15 protein-coding genes are annotated in these 13,532 nt (G+C 42.3%); 5 read left to right on the top strand and 10 right to left on the bottom strand.

The features are described 5' to 3' along the window. Nucleotides 1–14 precede the first annotated feature (14 nt). From hda to AC4MDD_RS10920, 4 genes are all read left to right on the top strand, one after another. Nucleotides 15–719, top strand: coding sequence for a DnaA regulatory inactivator Hda (gene hda / locus AC4MDD_RS10935; RefSeq protein ID WP_004980630.1), 705 nt, complete (start codon nucleotides 15–17; stop codon nucleotides 717–719). Nucleotides 720–841: 122 nt separating this feature from the next. Next, nucleotides 842–2,647 carry a rhombotarget A gene (gene rbtA, locus AC4MDD_RS10930; RefSeq protein ID WP_491881614.1) on the top strand — a complete coding sequence of 602 codons (1,806 nt, stop codon included), beginning with the start codon at nucleotides 842–844 and terminating at the stop codon, nucleotides 2,645–2,647. 16 nt (nucleotides 2,648–2,663) lie between these two features. Beyond that, nucleotides 2,664–3,062: a CSLREA domain-containing protein gene (locus AC4MDD_RS10925; RefSeq protein ID WP_491881613.1), complete on the top strand. Its 399-nt coding sequence runs from the start codon at nucleotides 2,664–2,666 to the stop codon at nucleotides 3,060–3,062. After that, the gene (locus tag AC4MDD_RS10920; protein WP_491881612.1) at nucleotides 3,034–5,085 is read left to right on the top strand and encodes a CSLREA domain-containing protein; all 2,052 of its coding nucleotides are present in this window, start codon (nucleotides 3,034–3,036) and stop codon (nucleotides 5,083–5,085) included. Before AC4MDD_RS10925 ends, AC4MDD_RS10920 begins: the two co-directional genes overlap by 29 nt. A 78-nt stretch (nucleotides 5,086–5,163) precedes the next feature. Here AC4MDD_RS10920 and AC4MDD_RS10915 read toward each other — a convergent pair whose 3' ends face one another. The 5 genes from AC4MDD_RS10915 to AC4MDD_RS10895 all read right to left on the bottom strand — a co-directional run bounded on the left by AC4MDD_RS10915 (nucleotide 5,164) and on the right by AC4MDD_RS10895 (nucleotide 8,451). Next, nucleotides 5,164–5,568 (bottom strand): DUF3106 domain-containing protein, encoded by a 405-nt coding sequence (locus tag AC4MDD_RS10915; RefSeq protein WP_491881611.1) that lies wholly within the window; start codon nucleotides 5,566–5,568, stop codon nucleotides 5,164–5,166. After that, nucleotides 5,558–5,875 carry a hypothetical protein gene (locus AC4MDD_RS10910; protein ID WP_004693889.1) on the bottom strand — a complete coding sequence of 106 codons (318 nt, stop codon included), beginning with the start codon at nucleotides 5,873–5,875 and terminating at the stop codon, nucleotides 5,558–5,560. The genes AC4MDD_RS10915 and AC4MDD_RS10910 overlap by 11 nt, the downstream gene beginning before the upstream one ends. Beyond that, a complete protein-coding gene (locus AC4MDD_RS10905; protein ID WP_004693886.1) occupies nucleotides 5,872–6,486 on the bottom strand; it encodes an RNA polymerase sigma factor in 615 nt (204 codons plus the stop codon). Before AC4MDD_RS10905 ends, AC4MDD_RS10910 begins: the two co-directional genes overlap by 4 nt. Before the next feature lie 161 nt (nucleotides 6,487–6,647). Continuing rightward, on the bottom strand, nucleotides 6,648–7,424 hold the full coding sequence (locus AC4MDD_RS10900) for a TrmH family RNA methyltransferase (protein WP_062034684.1): 777 nt from the start codon (nucleotides 7,422–7,424) through the stop codon (nucleotides 6,648–6,650). A gap of 52 nt (nucleotides 7,425–7,476) precedes the next feature. Further along, a complete protein-coding gene (locus AC4MDD_RS10895) occupies nucleotides 7,477–8,451 on the bottom strand; it encodes a class 1 fructose-bisphosphatase (RefSeq protein ID WP_491881610.1) in 975 nt (324 codons plus the stop codon). A gap of 181 nt (nucleotides 8,452–8,632) precedes the next feature. On the opposite strand from AC4MDD_RS10895, the gene AC4MDD_RS10890 reads away from it, so the two are divergent. Beyond that, nucleotides 8,633–8,833, top strand: a complete 201-nt coding sequence (locus tag AC4MDD_RS10890) for an NF038105 family protein (protein ID WP_004980614.1) — start codon at nucleotides 8,633–8,635, stop codon at nucleotides 8,831–8,833. A gap of 58 nt (nucleotides 8,834–8,891) precedes the next feature. Here the strand turns inward: AC4MDD_RS10890 and pal are convergent, their stop codons facing one another. The 5 genes from pal to tolQ all read right to left on the bottom strand — a co-directional run bounded on the left by pal (nucleotide 8,892) and on the right by tolQ (nucleotide 13,529). Next, on the bottom strand, nucleotides 8,892–9,461 hold the full coding sequence (gene pal, locus AC4MDD_RS10885; protein ID WP_004693879.1) for a peptidoglycan-associated lipoprotein Pal: 570 nt from the start codon (nucleotides 9,459–9,461) through the stop codon (nucleotides 8,892–8,894). Between the two features lie 52 nt (nucleotides 9,462–9,513). Then, nucleotides 9,514–10,797, bottom strand: a complete 1,284-nt coding sequence (gene tolB, locus AC4MDD_RS10880) for a Tol-Pal system beta propeller repeat protein TolB (protein WP_005399723.1) — start codon at nucleotides 10,795–10,797, stop codon at nucleotides 9,514–9,516. Nucleotides 10,798–11,154: 357 nt separating this feature from the next. Then, nucleotides 11,155–12,375 carry a cell envelope integrity protein TolA gene (gene tolA / locus AC4MDD_RS10875; RefSeq protein ID WP_491881609.1) on the bottom strand — a complete coding sequence of 407 codons (1,221 nt, stop codon included), beginning with the start codon at nucleotides 12,373–12,375 and terminating at the stop codon, nucleotides 11,155–11,157. Nucleotides 12,376–12,378: 3 nt separating this feature from the next. Further along, complete coding sequence (gene tolR, locus AC4MDD_RS10870) at nucleotides 12,379–12,831, bottom strand: protein TolR (RefSeq protein WP_004693872.1); 453 nt, start codon at nucleotides 12,829–12,831, stop codon at nucleotides 12,379–12,381. Continuing rightward, the gene (tolQ, locus tag AC4MDD_RS10865) at nucleotides 12,831–13,529 is read right to left on the bottom strand and encodes a protein TolQ (protein WP_004693871.1); all 699 of its coding nucleotides are present in this window, start codon (nucleotides 13,527–13,529) and stop codon (nucleotides 12,831–12,833) included. The genes tolR and tolQ overlap by 1 nt, the downstream gene beginning before the upstream one ends. Between the last annotated feature and the right edge of the window lie 3 nt (nucleotides 13,530–13,532).

The raw sequence follows: 13,532 nt of genomic DNA, 5'->3' as shown, positions 1-13,532 counted from the left end.
ATACTCAAACCAGCATGCGTCAATTGCAACTAGATATTGAACCCCAACTCGATGCTCGAATCAGTGATTTTTCTGGGCCGGGATGGGGGCCTGTTATCGATGCGATTCGTCAATTACATGCAGGTTTAATGAATCGTTTTTATGTGTATGGTGGTGCGGGTTCTGGAAAAAGCCATTTACTTTCAGCAATTTGTGATTCTTATTTGGATGTGGGGAAAACAGCGATTCAAGTTTCTCTACTTGAGTTGCTGGATGCGCCAACAGAAGCAATCACCTCTTTAGAGCGTTTTGACCTTGTCGCTTTAGATGACATCGAAGCCATAAGCGGTGTGCCGCATTGGCAGAAAGCGGTTTTTCACCTGATCAACTACAACAATGAAGAAGGTGGCCAGTTGGTGTTCTCTTCTCGTGTTGCACCGATTGAATTAAAACTTGAACTACCCGATTTACAATCTCGCCTGACGCAGGCTGTAAGTGTGAAAGTACCAAACGGAAGTTTGTATGCCGATCGTTCTACATTGGTGATGTCGGTTTTATCGCGTCGTGGGATTCATATCGATCAACAGATTATTGATTATTTGCTCGCGCATGGGCCACATCAAACCTCGGTGTTATTGCAAAGTTTAGAACAACTGATTCAACTGTTAAAAGGTGAGAAAACCAAACTGAGTAATGCAAACCTCAGACAAATTTATGCGCTAATTGACGAATATCGGTAAATCATAATATTACTTGAGAAATTGTCCGAGCTGTGACAGAGTACGAAAAATTGTTAGATATTGCAGGGATTTTGCAATCTAAGAATAAAAAGAAAAGATAAAATAAAAGCAAGGAGATCGTTATGCTCAAGAAGAGCATAGGTGTAGCTACGCTATTGGTGGCGAGTCATGCCTATTCGGACAATATTAAGGTGACCATCACTGACGATATTGTCAAAAATGACACGGAATGTTCACTTCGCGAAGCTATCGACTATATTAATCAAGGCATGCCTGAAGCAGGTTATTATGGCTGTGGGGGAAAAGATGCGATTTCCACCGTCATGCTTGAGAAAAATAAAACCTATTTGCTAAATACCCATCTTGCAATCAAAAAAGATTTAACACTCAGAACAAGTTATGACAGTTCTGTGGAGGAAGAAACTGTTCAGGGTTTAAGTAATGCCATCTTAAAAATGAATGGTTCTGACAACTTATTAAGGGTTGATAATGCTGAGAATGCTTTAATTCGTGTGTTAGTAAAAGAGGTTACTCTACAGGGCTGTGCGAAAGACTGCGGTGTGAATCAAGGTGGTTTAATTTATAACAATGAATATTTAGGTCTTGAGTACGTCAAATTAACAGGTGGTTTTGCAGGGCAAGGGGGGGCGATTTACAATGTCGCAACCTTGCTTGAAGATGGTACCAGTCGTAGTCTAGTCGAAATTCGCGCTACTCTGGTTGAACAAAACCAAGCGGTACAAGGTGCTATTTTGTATGGGGAGGCGCCTTCTTTTCGGATTTATAATTCAGTTTTCAAAGAAAATAAAACAACAGATGCAAGCAGTGCCAATATTTACTCTGTCAATAATGCAGCTGTTAAAGAAGATACAACCTTATCCAGTTTAGCATCACGTCTGGTCAGTAGTACCTTTGTGAAAAATACAGGTTATGTCGTCAATGTACGAGATGGCATGGCTTTGAATAACTTAACGGTGGTGGGAAACAGTAAAGGGATTTATTTCAATCCATCTACAAACTTAGCTTATCTGGCCAACAGTATCGTTTTAGGGAATGCTGAAAATACCATCACACAAAACTGTGCTGGAGATTTAAGTAAAGCAGTTCTTCAGAACAACTTAGTCACACAAAGTGACTGTGGCAGTGGTGCGAGCTATTATCCGAATGAGTTTTGGTCTGGCGCTTTGATTGCAGGCAGTGATGTGGTGGGTGAGTGTAAAACCATGTCTGCAGATGCTGACAGTTTATTGTGTCCTTATATTGTTCCCAACCAAAAATTTTTAGGCTATATCCGTCCACGCATTTTAATGAGTCAGACGCATTGGTTAGATTCCCCAATTGTGAACAAGGGTAAAGTGGTTGTAAACACAACGGATTCTTTAATTGGCTGTGAAAATTCAGATCAACGTGGTGTGAATCGAAATACGAATAATACCTTTTGTGACCGTGGAGCAATCGAAATTGAGGTCCCAACGACCATTAGCCTAATTGGTGAAGACCTGATTGCGGGGCAAGTAGCTAAACTTTCTGTTGCAGATCTGCTTGGAGATAGTGATCTACTGTCCAAAACCGAATGTGCAAGCTTGTTCAAATCGGCTAAAGCGCCAAATGGTGAAGAATGGCAACCCGGTTGTATGCGGGTGCAGCAGACGCAAACGGTATCGAAAGGTAAAGTGGTGATTAATGAGCTAGGAAATATTACTTACACGCCAAATGGAGCATGGCATGGTGCTGATATTTTCAGGTTACAGTTGGTCACAACCACAACACGCTTTGATGAGCATGTTCCGTTCATTGAAGTGAATGTACAAATTGTACAGGAACCGCAAAATCATATGGAAAGTGACAAAATTAAAACCTCTGGGGGAAGCACAGGTATTCTGAGCTTACTGGGGTTATTTGCTTTAATTTTGATGCGTCGAAAATAAAAAGAAAAGGGCGAACATGAAACACTTTAAAAAAGGACTATTGGGTGTCATGGTTGTAGCTGCTATGACATTAATGGCTGCAGAAGATAGAACAATTCTTGTCAACACATTTGATGATGAAGATAATGTGAACATGAATCAATGTTCACTCCGTGAGGCAATCAAAACAGCCAGCTTAAACAAGGCTTATGGGGGCTGTAGTGCTGGGAATACGGGTTCAGGTCAAACCGATTATATTCAGTTAGAAGCTGGGACGTATAAACTGAGTAAGGAAATTGTTCCCGAGTCTAAAGTGGTGGTTTTTGGGAAAAGCCCTTATTTAGATCGTGAGAAAAATCCCATCACTTTTAAGTATCCTGCCCTAGGTGAATTGACTTCACGGATTGATGGGGGGGGGAAAGTCACGTTTATTTAATACCATTACCAAGACCAGTTTGACGCTAGAGAATGTCATTTTAGAAAATGGTTATTCGGTAGATGAAGGCGGTGCTTTATTGGTCGGTGGAGCATTAACCTTAAATAATGCACAAATTCTAAACTCAAAGTCAGATAAAAAAGGTGGAGCACTCTATCTTGTTGGTCCTGGTGAGCATCAGGTGACTGTAAATAATAGTGTATTACAAGGCAACCAAGCGACTGTGGGTAGTGTTCTTGCAATGCAATGCTATGCAGGGCTGTTGGATGTAAAAACCAATATAGAGTTTGGAGCGAATAGTATTATTTCGAATGGTCAGATATCGAATCTAAATACATTCGATTTTTGTGGTAACCCAAAAGTTGCTATGGCGAATAATACGATCGCAAAAAATACAGTAAATTCGACAAATGGAAGCATTATTTATGCCGTCAATACTCGAGATCATAATCTGAGTCTTGAAAGTAATTTCTTATTGTCAAATAACACTATTGTAGAAAACAGTGCAGCGAGCGTTTTGGATTATGACGATTTCGGTACGAAGTCGTTGTATTACAATGTACTTGCATATAATGGAAACACATCATGCCGCTATGTCGGTTCTCAGACACTATCCGACAAATATGATGCAGGTGTGACAGCAGGTTACAATGCGTTTGATACGGTGAACAGTCAGTGTGAACTGGCAGCAAGTGCACGAATACTCGATGGTACGACAGATACTAATATTGATGTGAAAAATGTGGCTATAGGGAGTCTACTCAGTTCCTTAACTTCGCCATCGAAATATAATTTATTCCGCCCAATGTATTTCCCGAAAGTGAATAGTGGTGGAGTTGATTTACTCGATACCAACAGTAAATTGAGCTGTAATGATAGTGACCAGCGTGGTCTAGACCGTATCGTCGATGGAACATTGATGTTAGCACCTGCGGAAGCCAACAGTTGCGATATTGGGTCGGTTGAATTACGTCGTTTAGCGGCAGCGGATATTGCTGATTTGAAAAATACCTCGCAGGCAGAGCGTTTGCAAGTGTATGAAAATACTATTAAGGAATTAGAAGAATTAATCGCCAATAAAAACACCAATCCAGACTTTTTGATCGAGTTTAATGAAGAGTTAAAGCGTTATAAAGAGCTTTTAGCGGCAACTAAACTACATCAAAAATATCGGGCAATTTATGTCGATCCCTTCCAGTTTGTCTTGCAAGATGAGGCCGTGGTCAACACTGCTGATGGAACGTCGGCTTTAAAAGAAATGAACACTGAGAATTATACCATTACGGAAACTCAGGTCTTAGGTGTAGGTGTGCTCAGCGCCAAAGATGGTGTGCTGGATACCTCAAAACTCAGAGCGGATCCAACTTTACGCTGTGAGTGGAAGGATGATTTAAAACAAATCATGATTTATCGCACCGATGGTAAGCCTACAACCAGCACAGAATATGTCTATTGCCAATATAGTGTGAAGAGTAAGGCTACGCAGGCAACCTCTTCGGGGATTTTAAAAGCGGAGTTTAGCAATATACAACCGATTGCCAAAACGGATGAATACACCCTGAATTATGGTGGCACTTTAAAGCTCAATGTAAATCCACTGGCAAATGATAGTGATGATGGTGATGGGCCGATTAGTACAGTCGCGGCAGAACATCAGCGTCCAGCATTTCACCGTGATGCGAATGGAAAGGATCTTGCTATTCGTATCGTACGTCAGGATGCGGGCATTAATATTAAGCCAGATCGTACAGGTTCTTGTCCGGGGGAATATGAAAAATATGTATGTTATGGCGGAAATATTGAAGTTGAAGTCCGCAATAATTTCAGTCCATTCCCTTATGAAATTGAATATGTGATCTATGATGCAGAGGCTGAAGAGTCTAAATCTGCGATGATGTATTTTACGAACACCGCTAAAAATACCAATACGGAAGCGAGTGGCGGTGGCGGCGGCTCAATGGGTGGTCTTGGGGTGCTTGGATTATTGTCATTAGCGTGGTTTAGACAACGACGGAAAATATAAATATAGTCATAAAAAAATGCCTCACATGAGGCATTTTTTTATGGATGTTTCTAAAGTATTTATATTCAACTAGGCATCTTAATGTGTAGCAGTGTTGCTATGGATGTATTTATTGATATATTCATTTCGAATATTCACACGTTCATCTGCATCTGCTTTTTGCATACGTACACGTAAATCACGTCGTTCTTGGGTGCTCATCTGTTGCCAAGTTTCACGCATTTTTTGCTTTTCGTGCTCAGGTAGCTGAGTAAACCAGTCCATACGTTGTTGGAGGGCTGCACTTTGCGCATCAGGCAGTTCTTTCAGCGACTGGTAACGTTGAATCAACGCACGCTGTTCTTCTTCAGACAACGACTCCCATGTTTCAGACACTTGGGTATCTGCATCTTTGGAAAAAATCCAAAAACGATCAAAACCTGCAAAACTGGTTTGTAAAAAACCTAGCGTGCAAAGTGCGAAAGCGACACGTTTAGCTGCCATGTGGAACAGTGTCCTCACCTAAAACCAATAACATTTCTAAATCTTCAACCATTTGAGGTGAAAGTTTAGGAGTCGAAACCACTTGGTTATGTGGCTTTTCATCAAGGGTTACAGAGTTTGGAAGTACGACAAAGCCAGCAATAGCCGCAGCTAAAGCAAAACCAGACATTTTCCAAAGGCCATAACGTGAGGACTTTTGATCTTGAATGTCATCAAGAACATGTTGCATCACCACGGGTTTGTTTTTGTGGTGTTGCGCGAGCCCATCAAGTTTGGAGGTTACTTGCTTTAAGAAATCATCTTTCATTCGGATGATCCTCCTAGATGTGGATTCAAATGTGCGAGAGCATTGCGTAAGCCTTGAATCGCACGGTGGTAATGAGTTTTAACGCTGCCTTCAGAGCAATTCATGATTTGCGCAGTGGTTGCGGTATCAAAACCTTCCCATGCACGTAACATAAATGCTTGCTGTTGACGAACAGGAAGACCAGCAATGGCTTCTTGAATTTCATCCGCAGTGACAGCTTGACTTAAAAAGTCTGAAGGATTCAGCGCTCTTTCATCGACCACCTCATTGACTTCAAAATCGTCATCATCAAGACTAACTTTTTTAAAGAAAGAAAACGGTTGTGCTCGACGTGCTTCTTTACGACGCCAATCCTGTAATTTGTTGGTTAGAATGGTATAGAACAGGGGATACCATTCTTCCGTAGATCGATCGGAATAAGATTTGTGTAATGAAATAAAGGCTTCTTGCACCAAATCCATGGCGATACCCTGCTGGTTTTGGGTAGCACTTTCCATCATTACTAACGCACGACCAGTCACTTCTTGCATGAAGTTTTTTAGGCGAGACTCGGCGGTACTCTTAAGAGTACTAGAATCCTGCGTTTTAGACTGTTTGGGTGCTAAATCCATAGAGATGGAAAATCCTGTCATCGGATACCCACCATTATTTCCTCGATCATGTGCTTATAACGTTGGAAATAATGGTTTGGTTGACAACACAAGTAATTATTTTTTCTAGTGTAATCTATTTTTTCTGCTGAGCCGACTTTAGTTAATATAACTTAACGATTTTAAAGTCGTTGTCGTACCATTTCAAAAAAGCAGATTGAACCGGCAATGGCGACATTGAGAGATTCCTGGCCACCGGGCTGAGGGATGCTCAGTGCTTGAGCATGTGCTAAAGCAAAGTCAGAAACTCCTTGGCCTTCATTGCCTAAGATCCAGACACAAGCTTGTGTTAAATCTTTTTGATATAAACTTTCAGCCTGATGTGAGCTGGTCACATACACTGGAATTTCAAAGCGTTCGAGTACATCTTCGATGGCAACATTTTCATAGGTGTTGAGTGAGAAGTGTGCACCCATGCCTGCGCGTAATACACGTGGTGACCAGAGTGCAGCAGAACCTTTGGTACAAATAACTTGCTTAATACCCGCCGCAGCAGCAGAGCGGAGTAGTGTACCTACATTGCCTGGATCTTGAATGTTTTCCAAAATCAAGGTATCCAAGCTAAAGTCTACACTTAGGCTTGAACTTGGTAAGTCTACAACTGCCAAGAAGGGCAAAGTGGTTCCTAGTGTGCTTAGGTCACGATATAGGCTTTCAGCAATGACAAAAACAGCACCCTCATATTCATCTAGAATATCGCAAATATCAGGGTGTTCGAGTGCATTTTCAGTGGTGAAAATAGAATTGAGTTTCTTCTTTTTTTCAACCCAAGCTAAGCCTAAGTGTGTCCCTTCAAGCACAGTTTGACCTTGCTTTTTACGGTAGCTACTTTGCTCTATTAAACCGCGCAGATGTTTAATCTTTGGGTTGTCTTTTGATTCAAGAAAAACGATTGACATGGGAGAGACTCATGCGCATAACGCTTCAGATGGCTATGCGCATTTAAAAAAATTAGTTGTGGTAGCCGGTCACTAAATCGACTTCGTTTTTAGAGCCAATAATCACAGGGACACGTTGGTGTAGGTCAGTTGGTTCGATGTCTAAAATACGAACGCGCCCCGTTGTTGATGCACCGCCAGCTTGTTCAATTAGCATACTCATAGGGTTTGCTTCATACATTAAACGCAGGCGACCTGCTTTTTTCGGATCTTTGAGGTCGTATGGATACATGAAAATCCCGCTACGGCAAAGAATACGGTGAATGTCGCCCACCATACAAGCCACCCAACGCATATTGAAGTCTTTCTCACGTGGACCTGTTTTACCTGCGAGAAGTTCTTGAATATAACGTTTTACTGGGTTTTCCCAGTGGCGTTGGTTTGATGCGTTAATGGCATATTCTTTGGTATCTGCTGTCACTTGAATATTTTCAGAGGTGAGCAAGAATTGTTGAGTTTCTGGGTCAAAGGTAAAGAACACCGTACCTGCGCCGACTGTTAGTGCCAACATGGTTGATGGGCCATAAAGTACATAACCCGCAGCAACTTGCTGGTTGCCTGCTTGCATAAAGTCTTGAGCTTGTGTCACTGCATTTTTTGCAGGCAAGATTGAGAAAATAGTACCCACACACATATTGATGTCGATGTTGCTTGAACCATCAAGTGGGTCAAATAAAACTAAATATTTGCCATTTTCTTGAGCTGGCGTGAATTCATCCAATTCTTCAGACGCTAAGCCACCAACTTGTGGGTGGACTTTTAGAGCATCAATCAAATAATCATTTGAAATCACATCCAGTTTTTTCTGTTCTTCACCTTGCACGTTTTCATGCTGCGCGCTACCTAAGACACCAGCTAAAGCACCTTTTTGTAAAGCTTGATCGATGGTTTGGCAAGTAGCAGCAATGGTGCTAATCACTTGTGCCAATTCAGGCGTAAGATTTCCCGTTTGTTGTTCTAAAAATTGGGACAGATTGAGATATGACATAAGGGGGAGGACTCCACTAAAACTTGAATACGTAACAAAATCAACATTGCGCTATATTTTAGTCGAGAACGAGACAAAAGAACAATTAAACTCGACTATTTGCTGCGATTTTACCCTTGCAAGTCTTGTGGAAAGTGCTATGTTGATGGAAGGAATATCAGGTAAAAATAGGAGCACAACAATGACAACGCAAAAATTTGATGCGACTCCAACGCCGAGCGAAGGGATTAACTTAGATGATATTTCAGACGATAGCGTGAAAAAAGCGTGGCAAGATTACGAAGCAAAGGCTGAGTATAAAAAGTTCAATAAACATGACATGATTGAATCTATGCAACATGCTGAAGAATCTGATGAAAATCCCAAGCCTGAACAAGTTTAAGTCATAAAAAAGCGCTCATCGAAAGGAGCGCTTTTTTATTTCAGTTGTAATACCAGCATTATTTTAAAAGTGGTGGCACTGCTTCGTAGTTAATTTCTACGCGACGGTTTTCTTTCCATGCATTTTCGTCATGGCCTGCATTGATTGGCATTTCTTTACCGTAACTAACTGCTTCAAGCTGGTTCGGACTCACACCTGTGGTGATTAAGAAACTTTCAACCGCTTTGGCACGACGTTCACCCAATGCCATATTGTATTCACGTGTACCGCGCTCATCGGTATGACCTGTTAACGCCACACGCGAATTTGCATTTGCCATTAAGAACTGCGCATGAGCTTGTAGCGTTTGGTAATCATCATTGCTGAGGTCGCTACTGTCATAGTCAAAATGCACAACGCGTTTTGCTAAAAATGCTTTGTTGGCTTCAGTTACGCCTTTTGCCGATGCACCTGCAAGATTTTGTGCATTTAAAGCAGCATCTTCACTTAGACCTTGAGTATTGACTGTGGTTGAACCATTTGGGTTTTGACCCGCTTCAATTGTCGCAGCGGGTTTGCGGCTCGCACATCCTGTAACTACAAGAGCAGTCGCTAAGATTGGAAGGGCTAAAAGTTTGATCGATTTCATTCTTCATCTCCATGAAAATTGATGATTATTAAATGACTAGTCATTAAAAAAGTTATTTGGGTGCCCAAGCGGGTTCACGGACTTCACCTTGTTCACTTGGTAAATTCATACGGAAACGGCCATCCAGTGACATGATCGACAACAAACCACGTGAACCTTCACGCGTTGCATAGACCACCATCTGCCCATTTGGCGAGAAACTTGGTGATTCATCCAAACTGGTTGGCGTTAAAATATTGGTGACACTTGAGTTTAAATCTTGAATAGCGACTTTATAGTTACTACCACTTGGACGGTGAACCAGTGCCAGCTTTTTGCCATCGGCACTGAGCGTACCACGTGCATTGAATGCGCCACGGAAGGTCAGGCGGTTATAACTACTATTTGCCAAGTCATAACGGTAAATTTGTGCAGAACCACCACGGTCAGAAGTAAAGATAAATGACTTACCATCTGGTGCATAACGCGCTTCAGTATCAATGGCACTGTCGTTGGTCATACGTTGCAGCTGACGGGTTTCCAAGTTCATTTGGTAAATTTCTGGGTTGCCATGCATAGAAGCGGTGAACAGCATACTTTTCCCGTCTGGAGAGAAGCTTGGTGCGCCATTTAGACCCCGGAAGCTAGCAAGCTTTTCACGCGCACCTGTGGAAAGGTCTTGGACATAAATTGCAGGGCGTTTGGTTTCAAACGACACATAAGCGATTTTCTTGGCATCTGGAGTCCAAGCAGGCGATAGAATGGGGTCGCGTGACGTTAAAATTGTACGTGGTTGCTCACCATCAGTATCCGCGATTTGTAGTGTATAGCGTTGTTCCGGTGTAGCTGGATTACGTAGCACATAAGCAATACGACCGCTAAAGTCTCCTGGAATACCAGTTAATGCTTGATAAATGGCATCACTAATCATGTGTGCAGCAGAACGAACGCGTGATGCTGGAACAGTTAATAATTCATTTAAAAGATATTGTTGTTTTTGGACATCGTACAGTTGGTAATGAACCTCGTAGCTACCATTTTCAGTGGTTTTTACTGTTCCTGTAACGACATATGGAACACCTGCAGCCTGCCAGTTGGCTGCGTTCGGATTATTCATGCTGGCGGTTGCAGGCAAATTTTTTGAAGCGCTGGTAAATTTCCCTGAGCGGTTTAAATCCGTTTCAATAATAGGATAGAGACTGCTGTCATTGCTAAAAGGTACGATTGCAATTTTAGGCGCTTCTTCAGGTGCTTTTGCAATTTCTAAATGAAGCTGAGCATGCGCTTGAGTCACTAAGACTGGGCTGAAAGCAGTTAAAATGGCTAGGCTAAGAAGGTGTTTACGCGTCATTTCCATCATTCGTTATTTACTCAAACAAACGGCTTTTATTGTGGGTTTAATTGTTCTACATAATGGCATGATTTTCTAATATTAAAAGCATGAAATTATGACTGATCTGTTATAACACTGTGAAAAATGAGTAAGAATTAAGTCGTTTAAGCGTAAATGCAAAAACACATAGGTAGATATGTGTGATAAGGGAGAGTGGCGGTTTGCTTATATGGAGTGAAATATCGACTGAAATTAAAGACTTCACATCGATTACTATTGAACATGGATACAGATTAAACGTATTTAAAATAAGTTATTTGAGTATATAAAAGTACTGAGATTTAGGCTAAAAATCCCCCTGACTGTTCAGAGGGATTTGGATTATTTTGCAGTAAAGGATGAGGTAAAGCTTTGTGCTTGCCGGCGCGCTTCTGGATCTGAAGGCATTGGATAGGGTGCAGCAGAACGAACAGCTGCTTCGACGCTGGCTTTCATGTCCGGGTCACTGGAGCTCACGATCACAGAACGTACAGCGCCACTATCCGAAAGCGTGACACGTGCAGTCGCGGTTTTACCCGTTGAACCTACTGGGGTATCCCAAGCACGCTTAATTTTATTTTCAAAGTCGCGCTTAGCCGTTGAAGCAATTTGCTTTGCTTCAGCTTTCTTTTGTGCGGCTTCTTCGGCAGCTTGTTTTGCAGATGAAGCACGTGCTTCTTCAGCCGCACGCTCTTTGGCTTCGGCATCGGCTTTACGTTTGGCATCAGCGGCGACTTTGGCTCTTTCGGCATCAGCTTTGGCTTTTGCGTCAGCATTTGCCTTAGCTTTACGTTTCGCATCAGCGTCAGCTTTGATCTTCGCAGCATCTGCTCTAGCTTTAGCATCGGCATTTGCCTTGGCTTTATCGGCGTCTGCTTTGGCTTTTGCATCAGCGGCAGCCTTGGCTTTATCTGCATCTGCTTTGGCCTTTGTATCAGCGTCTTGCTTCTGCTTTTTAGCGAGATCCGCTTTCTTTTGTGCCTCTAGCTTCGCTTTTTGTACTGCCTCTGCTTTTTTCAATGCTTCTAAGTTTGCTCGGCGTTTGGCATCTGCTTCGGCTTTTGCCGCTGCATCTGTTTTGGCTTTCTCTGCATTTTTAGCTTGCTCCGCTGCACGGGCAGCAGCACGTTCTTGCTGAGCTTGTAGTTTTTCAGCTTCAGCCTTCGCTCGTGCCTCTAACTGCTTTTGCATTTCTGCTTTACGCGTTGCCGCTTCAGCAGCTTTGGCATCCGCTGCTGCTTTTTGAGTATCGACCTTTGGCACAACGGGTGTTATAGGTGGTGCAGTTGGGATCACAGGTGCAGGCTCTACAGCGGGCGGAGCAGTTTGTGTGACCTCTTTTGCTACATTTTCATGCGCTGTTTCAGTAAACTCTGTTTCTTCAAGCGTAACAGGCTTTAAGTCCTCAGGTTTGATGAGCACAGTTCTAATTTGCTTCGGTGGCTCTGGTGGTTTACTCATACCAAGATAAAGTAAGCCAACAACAGCAATCACATGGACACCAAAGGCAAATCCAAGCGCGATGGCTTTTTGTTTAAAAGGTGGCTTTTTAAAATCTTTCATAAATTACTTTAATGGCTCTGTGAGTAATCCAACTTGGCTGAGACCCGCTTCTTGTAGGCTGTTCATGAGCGACATGACTTCGCCATAAGAGCGTGACTGTTCACCTTCCACAACAACGGTTAAAGTTTTATTTTCAGCCTGAGCTTGTTGCTGTGCTTCACTTAAAATAGACGTCAATTCAGATAAAGCCAAAGGTTCAGCTGAACTATGCGTTTTATATTTAAGGAAATAGCGACCCTCTTTATCTAAGCTGACCATTGCAGGTGCATCTTTTGATTCAATGGGGTTGCCATTGGCTTGAGGAAGATCGACATTGATGCCGCTCGTAATCATGGGTGCGGTGACCATAAAAATCACTAATAATACGAGCATCACGTCAATATATGGGACGACGTTCATCTCACTTTTTAGTGGTTTTTTAATGCGCTCGAAGCGCCCTGAACGTTGAATTGCCATTAGTCATGTTCCTTAGTTTCACCCAAAGACTGACGTTGTAATAACGCAACCATTTCTTCTGCAAATAAAGCACGATCGGAGTAAACCGTTTCGCCTTTTCCGGTGTAATGGTTAAATGCCAGTACTGCAGGAATCGCTGCAAATAAACCAATCGCTGTAGCAATAAGGGCTTCAGCAATACCAGGTGCAACCGTTGCAAGGGTGACTTGATCTACGTCTGCTAAACCGATGAATGCATTCATGATGCCCCAAACGGTACCAAATAAACCAACATATGGGGCAACAGAACCAATGCTGGCCAAAGCACCTAAGCCTTGTTCAAGTTGGCTTTGGTCACGACTTAGACCGACGCGTAAAATACGTTCTGTGCCTTCAATGGTTTGTGCTGGAGCAGCATTGCGTTTTTTGAGTTTTAAAAACTCGCCTAAACCTTGATAAAAAATATCCTCAAGGCCGACACGTTTGGAGTTAAGTTGCGCATTGTTATACAGCGTGTTTAATTCAGCGCCTGACCAAAAGATTTTTTGGAAATGGTCATCGTCTGCCTGTGCTTTTTTATAACTCATGTGTAACTTGGCAATCAGATACCAGCTAAACAGCGAGGCCAAAAGTAAAGCCAGCATTACCAGTTGTACGACTGGGCTTGCTTGTAATATTAGATCTGAAACTTGAAGAGATGATTCGAGTTGAGTTGCCATAGT

The sequence above is a fragment of the Acinetobacter sp. CAU_H_29a_1 genome (genome assembly GCF_058599505.1).
The sequence above is the reverse complement of the archived record's forward strand: the minus strand, read 5'-3'. Positions and strand labels throughout refer to the sequence as shown.

What these genes read in the sequence shown, in the direction of transcription:
- tolB (WP_005399723.1), bottom strand. Translation starts at nt 10,797, where the DNA reads ATGGAAATGACGCGTAAACACCTTCTTAGCCTAGCCATTTTAACTGCT.
- AC4MDD_RS10915 (WP_491881611.1), bottom strand. Translation starts at nt 5,568, where the DNA reads ATGGCAGCTAAACGTGTCGCTTTCGCACTTTGCACGCTAGGTTTTTTA.
- AC4MDD_RS10900 (WP_062034684.1), bottom strand. Translation starts at nt 7,424, where the DNA reads ATGTCAATCGTTTTTCTTGAATCAAAAGACAACCCAAAGATTAAACAT.
- AC4MDD_RS10920 (WP_491881612.1), top strand. Translation starts at nt 3,034, where the DNA reads ATGGGGGGGGGAAAGTCACGTTTATTTAATACCATTACCAAGACCAGT.
- AC4MDD_RS10910 (WP_004693889.1), bottom strand. Translation starts at nt 5,875, where the DNA reads ATGAAAGATGATTTCTTAAAGCAAGTAACCTCCAAACTTGATGGGCTC.
- AC4MDD_RS10925 (WP_491881613.1), top strand. Translation starts at nt 2,664, where the DNA reads ATGAAACACTTTAAAAAAGGACTATTGGGTGTCATGGTTGTAGCTGCT.
- AC4MDD_RS10905 (WP_004693886.1), bottom strand. Translation starts at nt 6,486, where the DNA reads ATGGATTTAGCACCCAAACAGTCTAAAACGCAGGATTCTAGTACTCTT.
- rbtA (WP_491881614.1), top strand. Translation starts at nt 842, where the DNA reads ATGCTCAAGAAGAGCATAGGTGTAGCTACGCTATTGGTGGCGAGTCAT.
- tolQ (WP_004693871.1), bottom strand. Translation starts at nt 13,529, where the DNA reads ATGGCAACTCAACTCGAATCATCTCTTCAAGTTTCAGATCTAATATTA.
- pal (WP_004693879.1), bottom strand. Translation starts at nt 9,461, where the DNA reads ATGAAATCGATCAAACTTTTAGCCCTTCCAATCTTAGCGACTGCTCTT.
- AC4MDD_RS10895 (WP_491881610.1), bottom strand. Translation starts at nt 8,451, where the DNA reads ATGTCATATCTCAATCTGTCCCAATTTTTAGAACAACAAACGGGAAAT.
- tolR (WP_004693872.1), bottom strand. Translation starts at nt 12,831, where the DNA reads ATGGCAATTCAACGTTCAGGGCGCTTCGAGCGCATTAAAAAACCACTA.
- hda (WP_004980630.1), top strand. Translation starts at nt 15, where the DNA reads ATGCGTCAATTGCAACTAGATATTGAACCCCAACTCGATGCTCGAATC.
- tolA (WP_491881609.1), bottom strand. Translation starts at nt 12,375, where the DNA reads ATGAAAGATTTTAAAAAGCCACCTTTTAAACAAAAAGCCATCGCGCTT.
- AC4MDD_RS10890 (WP_004980614.1), top strand. Translation starts at nt 8,633, where the DNA reads ATGACAACGCAAAAATTTGATGCGACTCCAACGCCGAGCGAAGGGATT.